Consider the following 23,791-nt stretch of genomic DNA (forward strand, 5'->3'; position numbering starts at 1 on the left):
AACATGAAACCATCGATTTATAGCTTAACGCGAGAAGAAATGATTGAATGGGCGGAAGCTCAGGGAGAAAAGAAATTCCGTGCTAGCCAGATTTGGGAGTGGCTCTATCGCAAACGGGTTCAGTCTTTTGAAGAGATGACTAATCTATCTAAAGATTTGATTGCCAAACTAAATGATCAGTTTGTTGTCAATCCGCTTAAACAGCGTATTGTACAAGAGTCCGCTGATGGAACAGTTAAGTATCTTTTTGAGTTGCCAGATGGCATGCTGATTGAGACGGTGCTCATGCGCCAGCACTACGGACTTTCTGTCTGTGTGACCACCCAGGTCGGCTGCAATATCGGCTGTACTTTCTGTGCTTCTGGCTTAATTAAAAAGCAACGTGACCTTAATAATGGTGAGATTGTTGCGCAGATTATGTTGGTGCAGAAGTATTTTGACGAGCGTGGTCAGGACGAGCGGGTCAGCCACATCGTCGTTATGGGAATCGGTGAGCCTTTTGATAACTATAAGAATGTCTTGAAGTTTGTCCGGACGGTCAATGATGATAAAGGTCTGGCCATCGGCGCCCGCCATATCACGGTTTCAACTTCAGGTCTGGCTCATAAGATCCGTGACTTTGCCAATGAAGGTGTGCAGGTCAATCTAGCTGTTTCACTGCACGCACCCAACAATGAACTGCGTTCTAGTATCATGAAAATCAACCGTGCCTTTCCGATTGAGAAGCTCTTTGCAGCCATTGAATATTATATCGAAACCACCAACCGCCGGGTGACCTTTGAGTACATCATGCTCAATGAAGTCAATGACGGGGTAGAGCAGGCCAAGGAACTGGCTGAGTTGCTCAAGAACATTAAGAAATTGTCTTATGTCAATCTCATTCCTTACAACCCCGTTAGCGAGCACGACCAATACAGCCGCAGTCCCAAAGAGCGCGTGATGGCCTTCTACGATACCCTCAAGAAAAATGGCGTCAACTGTGTGGTGCGTCAGGAGCACGGCACAGATATTGATGCAGCCTGCGGCCAGCTGCGTTCCAATACTATGAAGCGAGATCGTGAGAAAGCATTGGTAGAAAATGTTCAGCCTTAAAAATTATCTGACTTCAGACGGTGAGCTGACAGCTCGAGGCCGGAAATTGCTGGTAGGGGGAAGCTGGTTCTATTTCTTGATGCTCTGCATTCTGTGCTTTATTCCTCAGGTTCCAGAGCCAGGAATGGAAACGCCGGGAATTCAGTATTTTGGCCGAATAGTAGTTTTGTTAATCCCTTTTAATTCCTTTGTGAATATTGGCGAAATTTCTTCTTGGATCCAGCTGGTCAAGGTTTTTGTTCAAAATTTGGCCAATATCTTTCTGCTGTCGCCATTGGTTTTTCAATTGCTTTTCCTCTTTCCAACATTGCGGAAGACAAAGAAGGTTGTCTGGCTGAGCTTTGGGATGAGTCTGTCTATCGAAGTGACTCAGATTCTGCTGGACCTTCTTATCAATGCCAATCGAGTTTTTGAGATTGATGATCTCTGGACCAATACTTTGGGTGGTTATCTGGCTTGGCGGGCTTTTCAGTTTGGTCAGAAAATCTGGAAAAATCGCCAAGGTGACGCTTTCAAGAGGAATTAGCTAAGGAAATGTTCGGGTTTTATAGATTTTTTTATAAAAAATGATTCTTTTTCCGTTTTTTCTCTTGACAAAAGACTTTAGAAGTTTTATAATTTTAGACAATCATCAGAAAAGTAATAATTTTTTCTGCTTTCAGGGAGCCTGTGGTTGGTGGAAACAGGTAGTGGAAGGTTATGAAGTGGGCTGATGCAAAAAATGAATTTGAAACAATAAAAATTCGGTGAGCACACCTTACAGTGCAACTTGTTGTTAGACAAGACAGAGATATGGAGGCAGTCTATACTTTTCTCCATAATTGAGGTGGCACCGCGATTTTACGCCCTCACACAGATTTTTTCTGTGTGTGGGCTTTTGTTTTGCTTGAAAACAAAGAAAAGAGGAAATCAAGATGACAGAAACTAAAGGATATTTTGGACAATTCGGCGGCTCCTTTGTACCGGAGCCTATCCAAGCCTTGCTGGATGAATTAGAAGCGACTTTTGAGAAGTACAAGGATGACCCTGAATTTTTAAATGAATACCAACATTATTTGGCGGACTATTCAGGCCGGGAGACTCCGCTCTATTACGCAGAAAGTCTGACTCAGCATCTGGGCGGAGCTAAGATTTATCTGAAGCGGGAAGACCTCAATCATCTGGGCTCCCATAAGCTTAATAATGTTTTGGGGCAGATTCTTCTAGCTAAGCGGATGGGCAAGACCCGAGTCATCGCTGAAACTGGAGCTGGCCAGCATGGTGTGGCAACTGCGGCAGCCGCAGCTAAGTTTGGTATGAAGTGCGATGTCTACATGGGAGCAGAAGATGTAGAACGTCAACGCCTCAATGTCTTCCGCATGGAAATGATGGGAGCGACTGTTCACGCTGTGGAAACAGGAACCAAAACCCTAAAGGATGCAGTGGATGCAGCCTTTGGAGCTTGGATGAACGATTTGGAAGCCTTCTATGTCTTGGGCTCAGCTGTCGGTCCTCACCCCTATCCGACGATTGTCCATGAGTTCCAAAAGGTGATTAGTGAAGAATCTCGCCGTCAGATTTTGGACAAGGAAGGCCGCTTGCCGGACTATGTTATTGCCTGTGTAGGTGGTGGCTCCAATGCTATTGGTGCCTTCTCCCAGTATGTGGCGGATGAAGAAGTCAAGCTGGTTGGAGTTGAAGCAGCTGGGCGGGGACTTGATACAGATCAGCATGCGGCGACCATGACCAAGGGAAGTGTCGGAGTAGTGGACGGTATGAAGACCTACGCTGTCTTTGCTGAAGATGGTCAGGTGGCACCGGTTTACTCCATTTCGGCAGGCCTGGACTATCCTGGAGTTGGTCCCGAACATGCTTTCTTTAAAGATTCTGGCCGAGTAGAATACGTGGCAGCGACAGATGATGAAGCTGTGGATGCCTTGCTTCTCTTGACACAAAAGGAAGGAATTTTGCCGGCGATCGAAAGCTCTCACGCCATTGCTGAAGCCATCAAGCGAGCTCCGCAATTGTCGTCCGACCAAATCATCATTATCAATGTATCTGGTCGTGGAGACAAGGATGTGGCAGCCATTGCCGACTATCTAGAAAAACGAAAATAAAATACCCAGCAGAAGAGTAGTAACATTCCTCCTTTCAGAGAGTCTGTGGTTGCTGTAAACAGGCAGGAGAAGTTATGAAATGGGCTGTTGGAGTCAACATTTTGTCCTCTAGTTGAACTTTTATTATTTTGTTAGTATGCTTTGCCATGAGCCAGTATGCTGTCTTCTACTAAAAGGGATCTAAATGACTGTAAATAGGTAAATGAGATGTGGGGCCTAAAAACTCCATAACTGAGGTGGCACCGCGATGATACGCCCTCACAGGATGAACTGTGGGGGCGCTTTTCTGTAGTTTTGGAGCGAGTTATGACAGTGGACAGGTGCTATCTGTTCTTGTGAAAAGCAGTCATAGCTAGCAAATTGCTCCTACCTATACGCTTCTGATTAAATAGAAAGAAACATTATGCAAAAGATTTTACCAGCTGATATTTTATCGCCGATTCTGGCTTATATGCGGATTCAGGGCGACCACAAGGTGATTTTGGAGAGTATTCCGAGAGATAGCGAGACGGCTCGCTTTTCTATCCTAGCTTATAATCCAGTCTTTGAAGTTCGCTATGAAAATGGCCAGCTAACAAAGAACGGGCAAGTAATTGAGGCAGATCCATTGGACTATATGCATGAGTTAGCCGTAAAAAAAGGCCATCATTCAGACCTGCCTTTTGGCGGTGGAGCCATCGGTTTTGTCGGTTACGATATGATTTCCCTCTATGAGGAGATTGGTCAGATTCCAGCTGATGTGATTGGAACGCCGGATATGCACTTTTTCGTCTATGAGAGTTACATGGTTTTTGACCATAAAAAAGACAAGGTTTATATCGTTGAGGAGGCACTCTACAGTGATAGAAGCGAAGCTGATTTGGCTGCAAGTCTGCAGCGTATCATGGCTGAGCTGGCGCAGCCTGCGGTAGATGAATTTTCACCGCTGGAACTGTCCAGTTTGAACTTCCAGAGCCATATCGAGCAGACCGCTTTTGAAAAAATGGTGGAAGAAGCGCGCAGCTTGATTCGGCAGGGAGACATGTTCCAATGTGTACTTAGTCAGCGCTTTTCAGCGGAGTATTCTGGTAGACCGCTGGATTACTATCGCAATCTACGTGTGACCAACCCTTCCAACTATCTCTACTTTTATGACTTCGGGGATTATCAGATTATCGGAGCCAGCCCAGAAAGTCTGGTGTCTGTCAAGCAGGGGCAGGTTACGACCAATCCTATTGCTGGTACCAGGCCGCGTGGGAAGGATGAACGAGAAGATAAAGCCTTGGCAGAGGAGTTGCTGGCTGACGAGAAGGAAGTGGCGGAACACCGCATGTTAGTTGATTTGGGGCGTAATGATATCGGTAAAATTGCCCAGAATAACAGCGTGGAAGTCACTAAGTACATGGAAGTGGAGTATTTCCGCTATGTCATGCATCTGACCAGCGTGGTTCGTGGTCAGCTTTTGCCTCAACTGACGGCTATGGATGCGCTCAAGTCCACCCTGCCGGCCGGCACCGTCTCGGGTGCACCTAAGATTCGAGCTATGAAACGCATTTATGAGCTAGAGCAGGAAAAACGTGGTGTTTATGCGGGTGCCATTGGCTATCTGTCTGCGACAGGGGATATGGATTTTGCCATTGCTATACGCACTATGGTTTTGAAAAATGGCAGAGCTTACGTTCAAGCTGGAGCGGGTATTGTTTATGACTCGATCCCTACTAATGAATACCAAGAAACCATCAACAAGGCCAAATCAATGACCAAGATAGGAAATATACAATGATTTTATTGATTGATAATTATGATTCTTTTACTTATAATCTAGCCCAGTATATCGGCAATTTTGCAGAAGTTAAGGTCTTGCGAAATGATGATGCAGGCCTTTATCAAGCGGCAGAAGAGGCTGATGCCTTGGTGCTGTCTCCGGGTCCAGGCTGGCCAGCAGATGCAGGACGGATGGAAGAGCTTATCCGCGATTTTGCTGGTAAAAAGCCGATTTTGGGGATTTGCTTGGGGCACCAAGCCATTGCAGAAGTATTTGGCGGAAAGCTAGGCTTGGCTCCCAAAGTCATGCACGGCAAGCAGAGTATTCTGCGTTTTGAAAGAAAATCTCCTATTTATCAAGGGATAGAGGATGAGCAGCCAGTTATGCGTTATCATTCGATTTTGATTGAGGAGATGCCAGAGGACTTTGAAGTGACAGCTCGGGCGGCTGATGATAACTCGATCATGGCTATCCAGCATAAGCACCTGCCCATTTATGGTTTTCAGTATCATCCAGAAAGTATTGGGACGCCGGATGGCTTGTCGTCCATCAAAAATTTCATCGACTTAGTCAAATAGGGGAAAATTATGAAAGAAATTATTGCAAAACTAGCAGATTTTAAGGATTTAAACAGCTCCGAAGTGTCAGATGTGCTAGAGCGCATCGTTACTAGAAGAGTAACGGAAACACAAATTGCAGCCTTTTTGCTGGCTCTCAAGATGAAAGGGGAAACAGTAGAGGAACGGACGGCTTTGGCTCAGGCTATGCGAGGCCATACTCCGCAGATCCCTACTACAATCCGCACAGCCATGGACAATTGTGGAACTGGGGGTGACAAATCATTTAGTTTCAATGTTTCGACCACAGCGGCCTTCGTATTAGCAGGTGGTGGGATCAAGATGGCTAAGCACGGCAATCGCTCCATTACCTCTAAATCAGGATCGGCTGATGTTTTAGAAGCTTTGGGAATTAACCTAAACATGGATACAGCCAGCTTGGGTAAGGTCTTTGATCAGACGGGAATAGTCTTTCTTTTTGCTAAAAACCTTCATCCAGCTATGAAATATATCATGCCAGCTCGTCTCAGTCTAGGTGTTCCCACTATCATGAACTTGACAGGGCCGCTTATCCATCCGATGGTTTTAGAAACCCAGCTTTTGGGCACCAGTCGGCCAGATATGCTGGAGAGCACGGCAGAAGTTTTGAAAAATATGGGCCGCAAGCGTGCAGTGGTCGTGTCGGGTCCAGATGGTCTGGACGAGGCCGGTCTTCATGGTCGTACCCAGTACGCTTTGCTAGCAGATGGGGAGATCAGCCTGCATAGCTTTCTACCGTCAGATATTGGCATGGAAGAAATTCCTCTTGAAGCGATTCGTGGAGGCAATGCCAAGGAAAATGCGGAAATTCTGCTATCTGTCCTGCAAAATCAAGCCGGCCCTTATCTGGAAATGACAGTTCTGAACGCAGGTCTAGGCTTCTTTGCTAATGGGAAAACAGAAAGCATAGAAGAAGGAATAGCTTTGGCCCGCCAAGTGATCGCCAGTGGCGCAGCCTATGAAAAACTCAAGCAACTACAGGAGTATCAGAAATGAGTAAAGAATTTCTCCCGACGATTCTAAAGCAAAAAGAGCAGGAAGTGGCAGCTATGTCTTATGAAGAGCTGCAACCTCTGCGCTCGACCTATTCCCTCTATGAGTATCTCAAAAGCCATCCTCAAGAGCTGCAGCTGATTGCTGAGGTTAAAAAAGCCAGCCCCAGTCTGGGAGATATTAATCTCGGTGTGGATATTGTAGAGCAGGCTCGCACCTATGAACGATGCGGTGCAGCCATGATTTCGGTCCTGACAGATGAGATTTTTTTCAAAGGACATCTGGATTACCTGAGAGAGATTTCCAGTCAAGTGACCATTCCAACCCTCAATAAGGACTTTATCATTGATGAGAAGCAGATTGTTCGCGCCCGCAATGCCGGAGCGACGGTTATTCTTCTGATTGTGGCTGCCTTGTCTGAAAAGCGGCTGCAAGAACTCTATGATTTTGCGACAGGTTTAGGTTTGGAAGTTTTGGTCGAAACCCATAATCTGGCGGAACTGGAAATTGCCCATAGAATAGGAGCACGGATAATTGGTGTCAATAACCGCAATCTAGTCACTTTTGAGACAGATATCAATACCAGTCTCCAGCTGTCTGCCCATTTCAAAGATGACAGGGTTTATGTATCTGAGTCCGCTATTTTCAGCAAGGAAGATGCTGAGCTAGTAGCTCCTTATTTCCATGCGGTTTTAGTCGGAACAGCCCTGATGCAGGCTGAGGATGTGGCAGAAAAAATCAAGGAGCTGAAAATTGACAAAGGTTAAGATTTGCGGCTTATCAACGGCCAGCGCTGTGGAAACAGCATGCCAGGCTGGTGCGGATTACATTGGCTTTGTATTTGCTGAGAGCCGTCGGAGGGTTAGTTTGGAGCAAGCTCAGAAGCTCGCTGCCTTGGTGCCAGCTACTGTTCGAAAAGTAGGAGTTTTCGTCTCTCCGAGCTTGGCAGAGCTAGAGGAAGCCATTTCGGTAGCAAATCTGGATTTGGTGCAGATTCATGGCGATTTTAATGAAGAGCTTCTGACTGAGATCGGCCGGCCGGTTATTCGAGCTTATCAGGTCAAGGGAGCGTTAAAGGGAGTCAGCCAACAAGCGGACTACCTGCTCTTTGATGCACCACTTGCTGGTAGTGGTCAGACCTTTGACTGGCAAGCTTTTGATAAGAGTCAAATCCACCAGCCCTTCTTTATCGCCGGTGGTTTGAATGCAGGAAATGTCCGAGAAGCTATTCAGCACTTCGCCCCTTACGCAGTTGATGTCTCAAGCGGGGTCGAGACTGACGGCCAGAAGGACTTAGAAAAGATAAAAGAATTTATAGAAAGAGTGAAAGATGGCATATAATCAACCCAATCAAGAAGGATTTTATGGTGAGTTTGGTGGGCGCTTTGTTCCCGAAACGCTGATGACAGCAGTTTTGGAGCTAGAAAAAGCCTACCGTGAGAGTAAAAAAGGCCCAGCCTTTCAGGCTGAGCTGGACGAGTTGCTGAAGCAGTATGTAGGGCGGGAAAATCCTCTCTATTTTGCTAAAAATCTGACAGCCTATGCTGGCGGTGCTAAGATTTATCTGAAGCGGGAAGACCTAAACCATACCGGGGCCCATAAAATCAATAATGCCCTAGGGCAGGTCTTATTGGCCAAGCGAATGGGCAAGAAAAAAATCATTGCCGAGACTGGTGCAGGTCAGCATGGAGTAGCTACAGCTACAGCTGCAGCCCTTTTTAACATGGATTGTACTATCTTCATGGGTGAAGAAGATGTCAAGCGCCAAGCCCTTAATGTCTTTCGGATGGAACTTCTTGGAGCCAAGGTAGAGTCTGTGACAGATGGCTCTCGAGTCCTCAAGGATGCAGTCAATGCTGCCTTGCGAGCTTGGGTGGCTCAGGTCGATGATACTCACTATATTATGGGCTCAGCCTTGGGACCTCATCCCTTCCCAGAAATCGTCCGTGATTACCAAAGTGTGATTGGACGTGAAGCAAAGCGTCAATTTGCTGAGCAAAATGCAGGTGCCTTGCCAGATGCTTTAGTGGCCTGCGTTGGCGGTGGTTCCAATGCTATTGGGCTCTTTTATCCCTTTGTAGACGATAGCTCAGTTGCTATGTATGGAACAGAAGCGGCTGGGCGGGGCGTGGATACAGATGAACATGCTGCGACCTTAACCAAGGGCCGGCCGGGTGTCTTGCACGGTGCCTTGATGGATGTCTTGCAGGATGAGCAAGGGCAGATTCTGGAAGCTTTCTCTATCTCTGCTGGGTTAGACTATCCGGGCATCGGTCCCGAGCATTCTCATTTTAATGCTATCAAACGCGCCACTTATGTGCCAGTCACAGATGAAGAAGCCTTGGAAGCCTTCCAGCTCCTGTCTCGCATTGAAGGAATTATCCCTGCTCTAGAGTCTAGCCATGCTATTGCTTACGCAGTTAAGCTGGCTAAGGAGTTAGGGCCAGATAAATCAATGATCGTCTGCCTATCCGGCCGTGGTGACAAGGATGTCGTTCAGGTAAAGGAACGCTTGGAAAAAGAAGCGGCTCAAAAAGGAGGTGCCCATGACTAAAACACTCACTCAGCATTTAGAAGCCATTAAAAAATCAGGAAAGGGGATTTTCCTTCCTTATATCATGGCTGGTGATCACGAGAAAGGTTTAGCCGGATTACCAGAAACTATCGCATTTTTGGAAAACTTAGGAGTGTCGGCCATTGAAATCGGTCTGCCATTTTCAGATCCTGTTGCAGATGGGCCAGTGATTGAAGAAGCCGGTCTGAGAAGTCTAGGCCACCATACTTCGGCCAAGTCTTTAGTGGCAAGCTTGCAGAAGTTGGACACTCAGCTGCCTCTCATCATCATGACCTACTTCAATCCTATTTTCCAATACGGTCTCAAAGATTTTATCAAGGATTTGGCTAGGACGCCGGTTAAAGGATTGATCATTCCGGACCTACCCTATGAGCATAGCAACTTTATCTTGCCTCTACTGGAAGATTCGGATATTGCTCTAATTCCTTTAGTGAGCCTGACGACTGGCCTAGAACGTCAGCAGGAGCTGATTAAGGATGCAGAAGGGTTTATTTACGCTGTAGCCATCAACGGCGTGACGGGTAAGAGCGGAAGTTACCGCAATGATTTGGACCAGCATTTGAGCAAACTCCATGATATTGCAGAGATTCCAGTGCTGACGGGTTTTGGTGTTTCAACTTTAGAGGATGTTGACCGCTTCAATCAAGTCTCAGACGGAGTCATTGTCGGATCTAAGATTGTCAAAGCTCTTCATGAAAAGGACGCCAGCATAGCAGCCTTTATCCAAGAAGCAGCAGCTTATAAGAAATAATCACCACAACACTAAACAAAAGACAGGGTACAAAAGCTAGCCTGTCTTTTTTCTTTTTAAAGCAATAACAAGCGAGGCCAGATAAGCTAGCAATTTGGATAAGAACTAGAGCCTGACCCATGTTCTTGAATTTTAGCACCATAAAAAAGTAACTTTCGTATAATTCATTTTTAAAAAATGTTTGATTTTTGATGTTGATTGAATATTAGTTTGGGTATTGCTTATGAATGGTATCTATATAGCTGGTGAAATGTTTCAAGAAATGCTTAGGAGATATAACAGTGATGTATTTTCCAAAAGAAAGCAAGGTATTGTATCCCCAATCATTGTCGTTTAACGGATAAGTAATCTCGTAAATATCGCTATTAATAGGTTTTATGGCATTATAGCCTAAGAGTTCCACAAATCGATCAAGGACAATTTTCTGGACATGCAGGATGACAGGTACTTTGTTTTCATTCATCCATGTACCACCATCATAGGGAAGTGGTGTAAAATGTCTTTTTGAAAAAGTATCGGAGAGAGTAAGTTCACTAATTCTAGCAACTTTGAAAACAGAAAAACGCGCTTTATCAGTATCGTAGGCATCCATATACCAACTCCGATCCTTATAGACGATACGGTAAGGCTCACAAATTTTTTGACTTACCAGTCCTTGTGAATTAATATAGGAAAATTTTATTTTTACTCTACCTCTTATAGCTTCCAATAACTTAAAAATCAAAGTGCGTATTTCCAAGTTCCCTTGAGATAAAGACAAATCAATTTCGAAATCAGAGTATGTATTGGTAGCATTTAATTTCAATATAGCGTTGAAAGTAGAGGTGTCTTCCAAAACTTGATAGCGACTTTTTAAACCGGATTCTATTGAAAGTCGTTCGGATTGGGTCAGGGGAGGTTTATCAGTTTGGAAGTCTTCCATAAGAAAAATGCCTCCGTTTTTTCCTTTCATTACATAGAGAGGAATTCCTGCAAGAGATAAATCATCAATATCTCTCATAATAGTTCGGGTGCTGACTTTAAAAAGTTCTGATAGTTCTTTAGCTGTTGTTTTTCGTTGATTTACTAAATGAGAAATGATTCCCATTTGACGGTCAATTTTCATGATTTTCTCCTTGAATATGACAGATAGATGTCATATTACTTTTGTTATGATTATACCATAAAGAAAGGAGTTCATATAATGAAACATCAAACCAAACCATCGTTTACCCTGATTGGCAGGAGTATTTTGATAGAAGGAACTACGGTTCATGAACAGCACTATTCTAAAGAGAAGACGGCGTTCTATGCTCAGTTATTTAAAGAAGGAATGCTCGGGAAATTGATGCCCCATTCTCTAGACAAAAAAGGCTATGCTTTGATTGTTCCTCATAAAGATGGTATTCAATACTATGCAGGAGTTGCGGCAAAGAATGCTGTGGCAGGCTACGAAAGCATTCTCGTCCCAGAGAAAGATTATTTAGTAAGTTCAGCCAGTGGTGAAAAATCAAGACTCCTGTTTGACCAATTGGAGGATAACTTTTTTGAGGAAGAAAGCAGTTCCCTTTACCAAGATGGAATTATCTTAGAAATACTTTTAAACGGGAATCCTATGGATGCAGAAGTTGAGCTTTGGGTTCCAGTTCAGTAAAAGAGTAGGGATTTATAGAAAATAAGCACCACGACACCAAACAAAAGACAGGGGACAAATGCTAGCCTGTCTTTTTTCTTTTTAAAGCAGAAACAGGCGAGGCCAGAGAAGCTAGCGATTTGGATAAGAATGAGAATTTCTGTTAGGCTGAAAATAGCTGAGCAGGAAGCGAGAAATAGAAAGTCGCCAGCTCCAATACGAAGATTATAAAAGAAGGCTAGAAGTCCTAGGATCAAAAAGAAAATCATGATCGGATTGATACCCGCTGTCGCCATCAGCAAGAACTGAAAAATCAGCCAGATTAGGAGAGGGTATTCTTGCTCGCGCTGATCGTAGATGGCTAAGGTCAAGCCCATAGTTAGCAGTAAGAGCTGGGCTAGCGAAAGATAGCCTAAACTCCAGCTTAGAAAAAGCAAACCTAGTCCTAACTCAAAAGCAGCATACCAGACAGGCAGCTGGATCTTGCAGAAACGGCAACGGAAGCGACTAAGAAGCTGAGAAAGGATAGGGATCAAATCCCGTGCTTTGAGTATTTGCTTGCAGTTGTCACAGTGGCTGCTTGGTGAGATGATGGACTGGTCTGGGAAGCGGTCAATGACTAAGCCGAGAAAAGAGGCTAGAACCGTTCCGACTAGAAAAAAGTATAGATGAATCATACTTATTTATTCGCAATTTTGAGTAGAAAAATTTTGAAATTTTACAACTTTTCTAATAAAGTAAAATTTTGAGTTTTAATACTTGACTTTCTTAATTAGAAGCATTATAATTAAAACATAATCAATAAAGATTAGAATCATTACAAATAAAAAGAGAGGTATCATTATGACTCAAGTAAAACATGGCGCTGCAGCAGATGTAGCAACTTTCACTAACCAAAATTCTTTACCAAAAACAAAAGCAGTTCTTAACCAAGTAGTTTCAGATCTTTATACAGCTCGTATTGCTCTTCACCAAGTTCACTGGTATATGCGTGGTGCAGGCTTCATGGTATGGCATCCAAAAATGGACGAATACATGGATACAATTGATGAAACCTTGGATGAAGTCAGCGAACGCTTGATTACTCTGGGTGGCAAGCCTTATTCAACTCTGACAGAGTTTATCCAACACAGCAAAATTGAAGAAAAAGCTGGCGAATTTAGCAAGAATGTTGAAGAAAGCTTGGAGCGCGTGATTGAAATTTTCCGTTATCTGACAGATCTTTATCAAGAAGCTATGGATGTGACGGATGAAGAAGGCGATGATGTAACCAATGATATCTTCGTTGGTGCTAAGGCAGACCTTGAAAAGACGATCTGGATGTTGACAGCTGAGCTTGGTCAAGCACCAGGTTTGTAAAATGATGTTTAAAGAGGCTGGGACAAAAGTCCTAGCCTCTCAATTGTCTTTGGATTGTCGAGCAAGACGCAGTGGTTGAGTGGGCTCTATTACGCTGATTTCATCAGCTTTTACAGCCCTACTCAACTGTGCGGAGGTGGGACGACGAAATCGAATTCAAACGAATTACCGATTTCTGTCCCACTCTCTGTTTTTTCTTAAGGATTGTTTAAGCTTCTTCCTTTATACTAAGATTATCAAATGAAGACCTCCTAACTTTGTTTGATAGAACTCCTAAACTTTTCTTTTTCATAATAATCTCCTGAAAAGGCAGCCTATGTGGCTGTCTTTTCTGTTTTGTCATCTTGAAAACTTTGCTAAAATCTGATAAAATATAGCTCATGAAAACACTCTATGATGTGCAGCAATTTCTTAAAAATTTCGGGATCATTATCTATATGGGCAAGCGTCTTTATGATATTGAGATGATGAAAATTGAGTTGGAGCGGATTTACGATGCTGGCCTGATGGATAAGCTTGATTATCTGGAGGCTGAGGCGGTCCTGCGCAGAGAGCATCAAGTAGAGTTGAAGTATTTAGAAGATAAAGGGAGAAACTAGAATGGGAATTTGGATTTTATGGGCAATTTTGCTGGGAATGTTGGCTTGGATGGGCTTCAATTATTTCCGTATTCGTCGTGCAGCTAAGGTAGTAGATAATAGTGAGTTTGAAAGTTTGATTCGTCAAGGGCAATTGATTGACCTGCGTGATCCATCGGATTTCCATCGCAAGCATATCTTGGGGGCGCGCAATATTCCGTCTCAACAGCTCAAGTCTAGTATCAATGCGCTTCGCAAAGACAAACCAGTTCTTCTTTATGAAAATAGCCGTGGGCAACGTGTGACTAATGCGGCACTCTACTTGAAGAAGCAAGGTTTTAATGATATTTATATCCTGTCTTACGGCCTCGATTCTTGGAGTGGTAAGGTTAAGACAAGCTGATTCTTTGTAGAAATATATACAAAGTTAACTACCTATAATTCAATTGGTCTGGTTTTGGGCAATTCTCACCAAAAAGAAACTCAATAAATAGGGAGAATTCTTATTATCGTCGGTATTGTCATTTCTGTCATCAACTGGATTGCAGGTATTACTCTGAGATTGAATGGATTTATGTAATAAATAATAAAAAGGCTTGAATAAGCCTTTTTGTTTTACCAAGTTTGTTCCAAATAGCCTTTGATAATCTCGAGTTCGGAAGGATTCAGCGGTCGATAGCTGCCTTCTGTTAGATTGGGATCCAGCTGAAAATCATCGAAATGAGTGCGTTTGAGATAGGTGACCTTGACACCAACTGCTAGAAACATTTTCTTGACCTGATGAAATTTTCCTTCAGAAATGGTAACTGAGGCGGTGGAGTGCTCGAAGCTAGTCGTGTGAATCTGGAGTTGGGCAGGCTTGCAACGAGTGCCATCCAGAAAAACAATGCCTTGCTGAAAAGCAACTATGGCTTCTTGGTCAAGAGGGCCGTTGACTTCGACATAGTAGGTCTTTGCGATATGGTATTGTGGATGGAGGAGCTGAAATCCCAGTGGCCCATTATCTGTAATCAGGAGTAGGCCCCGTGTATCACGATCCAAACGGCCGATAGCGTAAAGCTGGTCGTTAAAATCTTCTGGGGCAATTAGATCTAGGACAGCCATCTTATCTGCGTCAGAATTGGCAGTGACAGTACCGGCGGGCTTGTTCATCAGAAAATAATGGTGGACTAGGTGGTTTAAAGCTTTACCAGCAAGGCTAATGGATTGGAGTCCGCTATCGACATTTTGGCTGAGGGAGCGAGCTGCTTGACCGTCAATTACAATCTGCCTTAGTCGCAGTTTTTGTTTCATCTCTTTTCGGCTAATCTTAGCTAGGGCTAAGAATTTATCAAGGCGCATGAGTTTTCCTTTCAAAGGTTTAGAGCGATTCTTTTTTTCTTTTTATCATACACTTTCGGAAGTAAAATTGCAAAAATAGCTACAGTTTACGATTTACCTATGAAAACATTTACACTTGGTTAGTCCGTGTTTTTTGGAAAAAACTGTGTTATAATTTTTAGTTGGAAATAAATAATAAGATTTAGAGGAAATCATGACAAAATTAAGAGAAGATATCCGTAACATTGCGATTATCGCCCACGTTGACCACGGGAAAACAACCCTCGTTGACGAATTATTGAAGCAATCTGAAACTCTTGATGCTCGTACAGAGTTGGCAGAGCGTGCTATGGACTCAAACGATATCGAAAAAGAGCGTGGGATTACCATCCTTGCTAAAAATACAGCCGTTGCTTACAACGGAACTCGTATCAACATCATGGATACACCAGGACACGCAGACTTCGGTGGAGAAGTTGAACGTATCATGAAAATGGTTGACGGTGTTGTTTTGGTTGTAGATGCCTACGAAGGAACCATGCCACAAACTCGTTTTGTATTGAAAAAGGCCTTAGAACAAGACCTTGTCCCAATTGTGGTTGTCAACAAAATTGACAAACCATCAGCTCGTCCAGCAGAAGTAGTAGACGAAGTATTGGAGCTCTTCATTGAGCTTGGTGCAGATGATGACCAGCTTGATTTCCCAGTTGTTTATGCTTCAGCTATAAACGGAACTTCTTCATTGTCAGACGATCCAGCTGATCAAGAAAAAACAATGGCACCAATCTTTGATACCATCATCGACCATATCCCAGCTCCAGTAGACAACTCAGATGAGCCTTTGCAGTTCCAAGTGTCACTTTTGGACTACAATGATTTCGTAGGTCGTATCGGTATCGGACGTGTCTTCCGTGGTAGTGTGAAAGTTGGGGACCAAGTTACTCTTTCTAAACTAGACGGCACAACGAAGAACTTCCGTGTTACAAAACTTTTCGGTTTCTTTGGTTTAGAACGTCGTGAGATCCAAGAAGCTAAAGCGGGTGATTTGATTGCCGTTTCAGGTATGGAAGATATCTTCGTTGGTGAAACAATCACTCCAACAGACGCAGTTGAAGCTCTTCCAATCCTACATATCGATGAGCCAACTCTTCAAATGACTTTCTTGGTCAACAACTCACCATTTGCTGGTCGCGAAGGAAAATGGGTAACGTCTCGTAAGGTGGAAGAGCGCCTTCAAGCAGAATTGCAAACAGACGTTTCCCTTCGTGTGGATCCAACAGATTCACCAGATAAGTGGACAGTTTCAGGTCGTGGAGAATTGCATTTGTCAATCCTGATCGAAACCATGCGTCGTGAGGGATATGAACTTCAAGTATCTCGTCCAGAAGTTATCGTAAAAGAGATTGACGGTGTCAAATGTGAGCCATTTGAGCGTGTCCAAATCGACACTCCAGAAGAATACCAAGGATCTGTAATCCAAAGCCTTTCTGAGCGTAAGGGTGAAATGTTGGATATGATTTCAACTAGTAATGGTCAAACTCGTTTGGTCTTCCTTGTTCCAGCGCGTGGTTTGATTGGTTACTCTACAGAGTTCTTATCTATGACTCGTGGTTATGGTATCATGAACCATACCTTCGACCAGTACTTGCCATTGATTCCAGGTGAAATTGGTGGACGTCACCGTGGTGCCCTTGTTTCCATCGATGCTGGTAAGGCAACGACCTATTCTATCATGTCTATCGAAGAACGTGGTACGATCTTTGTCAACCCAGGTACTGAGGTTTATGAAGGAATGATCATCGGTGAAAACTCTCGTGAAAACGACTTGACAGTTAACATCACTAAGGCTAAACAAATGACCAACGTCCGTTCAGCTACCAAGGACCAAACAGCTGTTATCAAGACACCTCGTATCTTGACCCTTGAAGAGTCACTTGAATTCTTGAACGACGATGAGTATATGGAAGTAACGCCTGAGTCTATCCGTTTGCGTAAACAAATCCTCAACAAGGCAGAGCGCGAAAAAGCTAATAAAAATAAGAAAAAACAAGCAGCAGAATAAATCATTGAGTTGACTGGTGGTAGAAAGGAGCAGTATGATTTACCTGATTATTGGAATATTAATCCTGCTTTTCTATGTATTTGCCATTCCAACTAGTATTAAGGGAACACTGAATGTCTTGACATTTGTACTTTTGCTGGTTGCCTTGATCATTTTGCTTGCTTTGGCAATTTTTCAAATTTTTAAATTGCCTGGAGAATTATTTGTGAGTATCTTTTTGATTATTATTACAGTGTGGGCCTTGATGGACATCGAGCGTCTAGTACCATCTCAGAAATCAAAAGAAACTTTAAACTCATAAACTATAAGGAAGGAATTAGGATTTCAAAGGTCGTGTAGACTTTCGGTAGCCTAATTCCTTTTGTTTATCTAAAGCGAGATTCTTCGATGGTGGTTTTGGCTGGCTAGAAATGACATACGAGAACATGTTTTTTTTGAATGTTGCTGGTAATCAAATGTTTTGGATAGTCTTTGCTTGTATAAAAAGGTTTTTCAAAGATTTCAAAGAGAATAAAATTTCTTCTTATTTATTAAAAGCTGTTAACAGTTAAAATAAAAGCCTGATATGACTTTTTTATTTTCGCAAAAAAAGGTAAAATAGAAGGTAGTATGAATGAAGAGGTACATGATGAAGACTATTTCAAAATTTGCCAATAAGAAAGTTTTGGTGTTGGGTTTAGCTAAATCAGGGGAGTCAGCTGCCCGCCTTTTGGATAAGCTGGGAGCGATTGTGACGGTCAATGACGGCAAGCCTTTCGAGGAAAATCCGGCTGCCCAATCTTTGCTGGAAGAAGGTATTAAGGTCATAACTGGTGGTCATCCATTAGAATTGTTGGATGAAGATTTTGAATGGATGGTGAAAAATCCGGGCATTCCTTACAATAATCCTATGGTCATGAGGGCTTTGGAAAAGAAGATCCCTGTTATTACTGAAGTAGAGCTGGCTTATCTGATTTCGGATGCACCGATTATCGGGATTACTGGCTCAAATGGAAAAACTACCACCACGACCATGATTGCTGAGGTGCTAACAGCAGGCGGACAAAATGGTCTTTTATCAGGAAATATCGGATTTCCAGCTAGTCAAGTCGCCCAAGATGCGGGTGAAACAGATACTCTGGTCATGGAACTTTCTTCTTTCCAATTAATGGGAATCGAAGCCTTCCATCCAGAAATAGCGGTCATTACAAATCTGATGCCGACGCATCTGGACTATCACGGCTCTTTTGAGGAATATGTGGCAGCCAAGTGGAATATCCAAAAAAATATGACAGCTTCTGACTATGTCATTTTGAATTACAATCAAGATTTGGCCAAAGAATTAGCTAAGAAAACGGCAGCCCAGGTGATTCCTTTTTCAAGCCAAGAACAGGTCGATGGAGCTTACTTGGACGGCGATGTGCTGACTTTCCGTGGGGAAGCCATTATGAAAGCTTCTGAACTAGGCGTGCCTGGTAGCCACAATGTAGAAAATGCTCTAGCAACCATTGCGGTAGCCAAACTGCGCGGGATTGACAATCAAGTTATTAAAGAAACTCTGACTCATTTTGGTGGTGTCAAGCATCGCCTCCAGTATGTGGGCGAAATCAATCAAGTCAAATTTTACAATGACAGTAAATCAACTAATATTTTAGCGACACAAAAAGCTTTGTCAGGCTTTGACAATAGCAAGGTCATTCTGATTGCTGGTGGTCTGGATCGTGGTAATGAATTTGATGAATTGGTGCCAGATATCAAGGGCCTGAAAAAGATGGTGATTTTGGGAGAATCGGCTGCGCGTGTTAAGCGGGCTGCGGATCAGGCAGAAGTGAGCTATCTGGACGCTTCAGATGTCAGAGATGCTACTCGCAAAGCCTTTTCTGTGGCGGAGCCTGGGGATGTTGTTCTTCTCAGTCCAGCCAATGCCAGCTGGGATATGTATAAGAATTTTGAAGTGCGGGGCGATGAATTCCTTGCCGTGTTTAAAGAATTAAAGGAATAAAATGAAAAAAATAGTATTTACAGGCGGAGGGACAGTTGGCCATGTGACCCTCAATCTTTTGCTGATGCCTAAATTTATCGAAGAGGGCTGGGAAGTCCATTATATCGGTGACCGCCATGGGATTGAGTACAAGGAAATTCAAAAATCAGGTCTACCTGTTGTTTTCCATTCGATTGCAACTGGCAAGCTCCGTCGCTATTTTTCTTGGCAGAATCTTTGGGATGTTTTTAAAGTGGCAGGCGGTATTCTCCAGTCGCTGGGCATCATGTTAAAAGTCCGTCCCAAAGCTCTATTTTCAAAAGGAGGCTTTGTGTCTGTTCCACCAGTGATTGCTGCGAAGGTGACGGGCATTCCAGTCTTTATCCATGAGTCTGATTTGTCGCTTGGTTTGGCCAATAAAATTGGTTATAAATGCGCGACAAAGATGTTCACGACTTTTGAGCAAGCTGAAGGACTGAGCAAGGCTGAACATGTTGGAGCGGTGACCAAGATTGCGGCCCTCCCTCAAACGGAACCAGCTGAGATTGAGAAAATTAAGGCTCATTTCACAGAAGGAAACCCTACCTTGCTCTTTGTCGGTGGCTCAGGAGGCGCGAAAGTTTTCAATGATTTTATTACCAAAAATAAGGATCGCTTGATTGAAAAATACAATATTATCAATCTGACAGGCGATGCTGGCTTGGATGAGCTTTCCCATCGTATCTACCGGGTGTCCTATGTAACAGATCTGTATCAGCCACTGATGGCTATGGCAGATGTCGTCGTGACACGAGGTGGTTCCAATACTATTTTTGAATTACTGGCGATGAAGAAGTTGCAAGTAATTGTACCTTTGGGGCTGGGGGCAAGTCGAGGAGATCAAATTGAAAATGCCAACTACTTCTTGGAAAAAGGCTATGCGCTTAAAATCAATGAAGAAAACTTGAATCGGGTCAATCTCCAAGTAGCAGTGGATGATTTACTAAGAGAAAAGGATGCTTACTATCAACGAATGGAAAAAGCACCTGAATTAACATCAGTAGATGAATTTTATGAAATTTTGAAGCAAGATATTAACAAAGGGAAAAAATGAAAAAAAGCAAGGAAGATAAGCAAGAAACTGCTCAACTTTCTCTTTCTGAATGGCAAGTCAGAAACAAAGAGTATCTTGAGAAAAAAGCTCAAGAAAAGGCAAAAAAGCAAGCTGAGTTAGAGAAAAAAAGAGCCGAACTAGAGCAGAAAAAAGAAGAAATGAAGGCGGAACTGGAAAATCAGGAGCCTTCTAACGAAGAAGATACTGTCTCCGAAGAAATTGACACAGACTCTACTACAAGTGAAGAAGATGAAGTTCAAGATTCTGAAAGTGAGTCTGAAGTTGAGGAGGAAGAGGAAGTTCAAGAACAAGAAGAAGAGCAAGAGGAGGAAGAAGTAGAGCAGCTTGAGCCTCCGAAAGTTCCAATTGAGAAAATTCATTGGTATCGAGCTTTGCCAGTTTTAGTGACAAGTTCTCTAATCTTTTTATCTTCTCTTTATTTCCTCACGCCACTTGCAACTATGAAGACCATTGAATTTACTGGGAACAAGGTTGTGAGTCAGGAGGAGCTAAGAAGCAGTAGCAAAATCGATCAGCGCGATTACACTGTCACTGTTTACAAAAATCGCCATCATTATGAGCAAAATCTGAAAGCTTCTAGCCCCTGGATTGAAAATGTAGAAATGACCTATCAATTCCCACTGACTTTCAAAATCGATGTTCAGGAATATGGCATTTTAGGCTATTTACAGAAAGATTCTAAGTATTATCCTATTTTGACCAGTGGAGAATACGTAAAAAATGAGGTTGCGGCTGATGCCTTGCCCGAAGAGCGGATGGATGTGACCTTCTCGGATGCAGGCTTGATCAAGGAGTTTGTTCAACAACTGAAGAATGTTCCTGATTCAGTCAAAAAGAGCATTAGAAAAGTTGATTTAACTCCTAGCAAGGTGACAGAGGATTTAGTGACTATTACCATGTCTGATGAACATCAAGTTTTAGTTCCTATTTCTCATATTGCTAAGAAACTTCCCTACTATGAAGGAATTCATCTTCAGTTGGAAGTGCCAAGTGTGGTCGATATGGAGGCTGGTATTTTTAGCTATGCGCAAGGCACAGAAAATGAAGTTATCCATGAAGCTAGTAACGATGCGCAAGATACAGAATCTTCAACTCAACATGCAGAGCAATCTACCGAGCATTCTGCTCAATCTCAGGCAGAAAAGCCAGAGATTTCTGAAAATAACTAATTATTATAGATAAAAAACTGCGCCAATTTCATATTTTTATGATATAATAAAGTTTGGATAACCCTATTTTCTAGAGTTATTTGTATTAGAATGGAAACGTGGAAGACAGAGAGGACTGATGTAATGGCTAGAGATGGCTTTTTTACTGGATTAGATATAGGAAGTAGCACAATTAAAGTGTTGGTGGCAGAGCACATCAATGGTGAAATGAATGTTATTGGAGTCAGCAATGCAAAGAGTGCTGGCGTTAAAGATGGGATTATTGTCGATATTGAAGCAGCAGCAGCGGCTATTAAGTCAGCAATTTCTCAAGCAGAGGAAAAAGCGGGGATTTCAATTGGACTAGTGAATGTTGGCTTGCCTGCAAATTTACTGCAAATTGAGCCAACTCAAGGAATGATTCCTGTGACTAGTGACTCCAAAGAAATTACCGATGAAGATGTCGAGAGCGTTGTAAGATCTGCCTTGACCAAGAGCATGACTCCTGACCGTGAAGTAATTACCTTCATCCCAGAAGAGTTTGTTGTTGATGGCTTCCAAGGAATCCGTGATCCTCGTGGTATGATGGGGATTCGCCTAGAAATGCGCGGCCTACTCTACACTGGTCCTCGTACAATCCTGCATAATCTCCGTAAAACAGTGGAGCGTGCAGGAGTGAAATTAGAGAATATTATCATTTCTCCTTTAGCGATGACAAAATCCATCTTGAACGAAGGAGAACGAGAGTTTGGTGCGACAGTCATTGATATGGGTGGCGGACAAACTACAGTTGCTTCTGTAAAAAATCAAGAATTACAATTTACCAATATCTATCAAGAAGGCGGCGACTATGTCACAAAAGACATTTCAAAAGTGTTGAAAACTTCTCAGAAATTGGCAGAAAGCTTGAAATTTAACTATGGTGTAGCTTATGTACCATTTGCAGGCACAGAATCTTTCCCAGTTGAAGTCATCGGGGAAGTTAATCCAGTTGAAATAACAGAAACCTATCTAGCTGAAATCATCTCTGCTCGTATCAAACATGTTTTTGAACAAATCAAGCAAGATTTAGATAGAAGACACGTGTTAGATCTTCCTGGTGGTATCGTCATCGTTGGTGGTGGAGCGATCTTGCCTGGCGTTGTAGAATTAGCTCAGGAAGTATTTGGCGTTCATGCTAAATTATATGTACCAAATCAAATCGGTATCCGTAATCCAGCTTTTGCTCACGTGATTAGTCTTTCAGAGTATGCGGGCAATCTGACCGAAGTGGATCGAATTGCACAAGCTGCCGTTCGTGGAGACGAGCAGTTGCGTCATCAAGCAACTAGCTTTGAACGTCCAAGTCATAGAGTACCTCGCTTTGATCATCAGCCGGTTGAACCAGTTCAACCAGTTCAAGAGGTGGAACCAGAAATTGCACCGCTTAGAAATGAAGAACCACAAGAGGAACCAAAGGCTAGTCTTACAGATAAGATGCGCAATTTAATTGGTAATATGTTTGAGTAAGGAGAATAAATAGATTATGACATTTTCATTTGATGCGGCTGCTGCACAAGGCGCAGTCATTAAAGTAATTGGTGTCGGCGGCGGCGGCGGAAACGCTATTAACCGAATGATCGATGAAGGTCTTGCTGGCGTAGAATTTATCGCAGCAAATACAGATGTGCAAGCACTTAGCAGTGCAAAAGCAGAAACAGTTATCCAGCTTGGTCCTAAGTTGACTCGTGGTCTGGGTGCTGGAGGTCAACCTGAGGTTGGTCGTAAAGCAGCTGAAGAAAGCGAAGAAGTTTTGACAGAAGCCCTTCAAGGAGCAGACATGGTCTTTATCACTGCTGGTATGGGTGGTGGCTCTGGTACAGGTGCTGCACCAGTTATTGCTCGCATTGCTAAATCAGTAGGCGCCCTAACTGTAGCAGTTGTGACTCGTCCATTTGGCTTTGAAGGAAGCAAGCGTGGTAATTTTGCCGTTGAAGGAATCAATGAACTGCGTGAACATGTAGATACTCTTTTGATCATTTCAAACAACAATCTTTTGGAAATTGTTGACAAGAAAACTCCGCTTCTCGAAGCCTTGAGTGAAGCTGATAACGTATTGCGCCAAGGGGTTCAGGGTATTACTGACTTGATTACTAGTCCTGGCTTGATCAATCTTGACTTTGCAGACGTGAAGACTGTTATGGAAAATAAAGGTAATGCTTTGATGGGTATCGGTATCGGAAGCGGTGAAGAACGTGTTATCGAAGCAGCTCGCAAAGCTATCTATTCTCCACTTCTTGAGACAACTATTGACGGTGCAGAAGACGTGATCGTCAACGTTACTGGTGGCCTAGATATGACTTTGATTGAAGCGGAAGAAGCTTCTGAAATCGTTAATCAGGCAGCTGGTCATGGTGTCAACATCTGGCTTGGTACTTCTATTGATGAATCTATGAAGGATGAAATCCGTGTGACTGTTGTTGCAACAGGTGTTAAAGAAGATAAGGTTGATAAGGTAAGTGGATTGCAAGGAGTTAAACCTGCGAGCCGAGCTGAGCAAGTACGCTCAGTACAATCATCTGCTCATTATGATCGAAACTTCGATATGGCAGAAACAAGAGAAATGCCAGCTCCTTCTCATCGCTCAACTGTAGAAACTTCTAGAGCTTCAGCCTTTGGAGACTGGGATTTACGTCGTGAATCAATCGTTCGTCAAGCAGAACCCGTGCCTTCTAGCCGTGTAGAGCGCTTTACAGATATTAAGGAAGAAGATGACGAACTTGAAACACCGCCATTCTTTAGAAATCGCTAA

At 43.1% G+C, this 23,791-nt stretch carries 24 protein-coding genes and 1 other annotated feature; of the genes, 21 read left to right on the forward strand and 3 right to left on the reverse strand.

What is annotated here, in order from left to right; translation table 11 throughout:
* The first annotated feature begins 3 nt into the window (after positions 1-3).
* The 10 genes from rlmN to trpA all read left to right on the forward strand — a co-directional run bounded on the left by rlmN (position 4) and on the right by trpA (position 9,847).
* Complete coding sequence (gene rlmN, locus FZ954_RS08490) at positions 4-1,092, forward strand: 23S rRNA (adenine(2503)-C(2))-methyltransferase RlmN (protein WP_045499038.1); 1,089 nt, start codon at positions 4-6, stop codon at positions 1,090-1,092.
* A complete protein-coding gene (locus FZ954_RS08495) occupies positions 1,079-1,618 on the forward strand; it encodes a VanZ family protein (RefSeq protein ID WP_148878043.1) in 540 nt (179 codons plus the stop codon). The genes rlmN and FZ954_RS08495 overlap by 14 nt, the downstream gene beginning before the upstream one ends.
* An 88-nt stretch (positions 1,619-1,706) precedes the next feature.
* Positions 1,707-1,945, forward strand: a binding site (T-box leader).
* Positions 1,946-2,006: 61 nt separating this feature from the next.
* Entirely contained in the window at positions 2,007-3,188 is a 1,182-nt protein-coding gene (gene trpB / locus FZ954_RS08500) for a tryptophan synthase subunit beta (protein ID WP_148878044.1), read from the forward strand.
* A gap of 403 nt (positions 3,189-3,591) precedes the next feature.
* Positions 3,592-4,950, forward strand: a complete 1,359-nt coding sequence (gene trpE / locus FZ954_RS08505) for an anthranilate synthase component I (RefSeq protein ID WP_148878045.1) — start codon at positions 3,592-3,594, stop codon at positions 4,948-4,950.
* Positions 4,947-5,510 carry an aminodeoxychorismate/anthranilate synthase component II gene (locus FZ954_RS08510; RefSeq protein WP_148878046.1) on the forward strand — a complete coding sequence of 188 codons (564 nt, stop codon included), beginning with the start codon at positions 4,947-4,949 and terminating at the stop codon, positions 5,508-5,510. The genes trpE and FZ954_RS08510 overlap by 4 nt, the downstream gene beginning before the upstream one ends.
* Before the next feature lie 9 nt (positions 5,511-5,519).
* On the forward strand, positions 5,520-6,524 hold the full coding sequence (gene trpD, locus FZ954_RS08515) for an anthranilate phosphoribosyltransferase (RefSeq protein ID WP_148878047.1): 1,005 nt from the start codon (positions 5,520-5,522) through the stop codon (positions 6,522-6,524).
* The gene (trpC, locus tag FZ954_RS08520) at positions 6,521-7,288 is read left to right on the forward strand and encodes an indole-3-glycerol phosphate synthase TrpC (RefSeq protein ID WP_148878048.1); all 768 of its coding nucleotides are present in this window, start codon (positions 6,521-6,523) and stop codon (positions 7,286-7,288) included. The genes trpD and trpC overlap by 4 nt, the downstream gene beginning before the upstream one ends.
* Positions 7,275-7,862 (forward strand): phosphoribosylanthranilate isomerase, encoded by a 588-nt coding sequence (locus FZ954_RS08525; protein ID WP_148878049.1) that lies wholly within the window; start codon positions 7,275-7,277, stop codon positions 7,860-7,862. The genes trpC and FZ954_RS08525 overlap by 14 nt, the downstream gene beginning before the upstream one ends.
* Complete coding sequence (gene trpB / locus FZ954_RS08530; RefSeq protein ID WP_148878050.1) at positions 7,852-9,075, forward strand: tryptophan synthase subunit beta; 1,224 nt, start codon at positions 7,852-7,854, stop codon at positions 9,073-9,075. The genes FZ954_RS08525 and trpB (FZ954_RS08530) overlap by 11 nt, the downstream gene beginning before the upstream one ends.
* Positions 9,068-9,847, forward strand: a complete 780-nt coding sequence (trpA, locus tag FZ954_RS08535; RefSeq protein ID WP_148878051.1) for a tryptophan synthase subunit alpha — start codon at positions 9,068-9,070, stop codon at positions 9,845-9,847. The genes trpB (FZ954_RS08530) and trpA overlap by 8 nt, the downstream gene beginning before the upstream one ends.
* Before the next feature lie 205 nt (positions 9,848-10,052).
* Here the strand turns inward: trpA and FZ954_RS08540 are convergent, their stop codons facing one another.
* On the reverse strand, positions 10,053-10,952 hold the full coding sequence (locus tag FZ954_RS08540) for a YafY family protein (RefSeq protein WP_148878052.1): 900 nt from the start codon (positions 10,950-10,952) through the stop codon (positions 10,053-10,055).
* 78 nt (positions 10,953-11,030) lie between these two features.
* Between FZ954_RS08540 and FZ954_RS08545 the strand changes: the two genes are divergently transcribed.
* Entirely contained in the window at positions 11,031-11,480 is a 450-nt protein-coding gene (locus FZ954_RS08545; protein ID WP_072073588.1) for an effector binding domain-containing protein, read from the forward strand.
* On the opposite strand, the gene FZ954_RS08550 is transcribed toward FZ954_RS08545, so the two are convergent.
* Positions 11,474-12,136, reverse strand: a complete 663-nt coding sequence (locus FZ954_RS08550; RefSeq protein WP_148878053.1) for an A24 family peptidase — start codon at positions 12,134-12,136, stop codon at positions 11,474-11,476. The genes FZ954_RS08545 and FZ954_RS08550 overlap by 7 nt on opposite strands.
* Positions 12,137-12,302: 166 nt before the next feature.
* Between FZ954_RS08550 and FZ954_RS08555 the strand changes: the two genes are divergently transcribed.
* The 3 genes from FZ954_RS08555 to FZ954_RS08570 all read left to right on the forward strand — a co-directional run bounded on the left by FZ954_RS08555 (position 12,303) and on the right by FZ954_RS08570 (position 13,799).
* On the forward strand, positions 12,303-12,818 hold the full coding sequence (locus FZ954_RS08555; RefSeq protein ID WP_015605512.1) for a DNA starvation/stationary phase protection protein: 516 nt from the start codon (positions 12,303-12,305) through the stop codon (positions 12,816-12,818).
* Between the two features lie 380 nt (positions 12,819-13,198).
* Complete coding sequence (locus FZ954_RS08565; RefSeq protein WP_005590812.1) at positions 13,199-13,417, forward strand: YqgQ family protein; 219 nt, start codon at positions 13,199-13,201, stop codon at positions 13,415-13,417.
* Position 13,418: 1 nt separating this feature from the next.
* Positions 13,419-13,799 (forward strand): rhodanese-like domain-containing protein, encoded by a 381-nt coding sequence (locus FZ954_RS08570; protein ID WP_148878054.1) that lies wholly within the window; start codon positions 13,419-13,421, stop codon positions 13,797-13,799.
* A gap of 212 nt (positions 13,800-14,011) precedes the next feature.
* On the opposite strand, the gene FZ954_RS08575 is transcribed toward FZ954_RS08570, so the two are convergent.
* Positions 14,012-14,737: a 16S rRNA pseudouridine(516) synthase gene (locus FZ954_RS08575; RefSeq protein WP_148878055.1), complete on the reverse strand. Its 726-nt coding sequence runs from the start codon at positions 14,735-14,737 to the stop codon at positions 14,012-14,014.
* A 193-nt stretch (positions 14,738-14,930) separates the two neighbouring features.
* Here FZ954_RS08575 and typA point away from each other — a divergent pair, with 193 nt between their 5' ends.
* The 7 genes from typA to ftsZ all read left to right on the forward strand — a co-directional run bounded on the left by typA (position 14,931) and on the right by ftsZ (position 23,791).
* Positions 14,931-16,778, forward strand: coding sequence for a translational GTPase TypA (gene typA / locus FZ954_RS08580; protein ID WP_148878056.1), 1,848 nt, complete (start codon positions 14,931-14,933; stop codon positions 16,776-16,778).
* A gap of 34 nt (positions 16,779-16,812) precedes the next feature.
* Positions 16,813-17,079, forward strand: a complete 267-nt coding sequence (locus tag FZ954_RS08585; RefSeq protein ID WP_045499076.1) for a DUF3165 family protein — start codon at positions 16,813-16,815, stop codon at positions 17,077-17,079.
* Positions 17,080-17,406: 327 nt separating this feature from the next.
* Positions 17,407-18,759, forward strand: coding sequence for a UDP-N-acetylmuramoyl-L-alanine--D-glutamate ligase (murD, locus tag FZ954_RS08590; RefSeq protein WP_148878099.1), 1,353 nt, complete (start codon positions 17,407-17,409; stop codon positions 18,757-18,759).
* Position 18,760: 1 nt separating this feature from the next.
* A complete protein-coding gene (locus tag FZ954_RS08595; RefSeq protein WP_148878057.1) occupies positions 18,761-19,831 on the forward strand; it encodes a UDP-N-acetylglucosamine--N-acetylmuramyl-(pentapeptide) pyrophosphoryl-undecaprenol N-acetylglucosamine transferase in 1,071 nt (356 codons plus the stop codon).
* Positions 19,828-21,021, forward strand: a complete 1,194-nt coding sequence (locus FZ954_RS08600; protein WP_148878058.1) for a cell division protein FtsQ/DivIB — start codon at positions 19,828-19,830, stop codon at positions 21,019-21,021. The genes FZ954_RS08595 and FZ954_RS08600 overlap by 4 nt, the downstream gene beginning before the upstream one ends.
* A 123-nt stretch (positions 21,022-21,144) precedes the next feature.
* Positions 21,145-22,509: a cell division protein FtsA gene (gene ftsA / locus FZ954_RS08605; RefSeq protein ID WP_005592428.1), complete on the forward strand. Its 1,365-nt coding sequence runs from the start codon at positions 21,145-21,147 to the stop codon at positions 22,507-22,509.
* Between the two features lie 16 nt (positions 22,510-22,525).
* Complete coding sequence (ftsZ, locus tag FZ954_RS08610) at positions 22,526-23,791, forward strand: cell division protein FtsZ (RefSeq protein ID WP_148878059.1); 1,266 nt, start codon at positions 22,526-22,528, stop codon at positions 23,789-23,791.

Source organism: Streptococcus sp. Marseille-P7375, assembly GCF_902460365.1.
GTDB classification, from domain to species: domain Bacteria; phylum Bacillota; class Bacilli; order Lactobacillales; family Streptococcaceae; genus Streptococcus; species Streptococcus cristatus_I.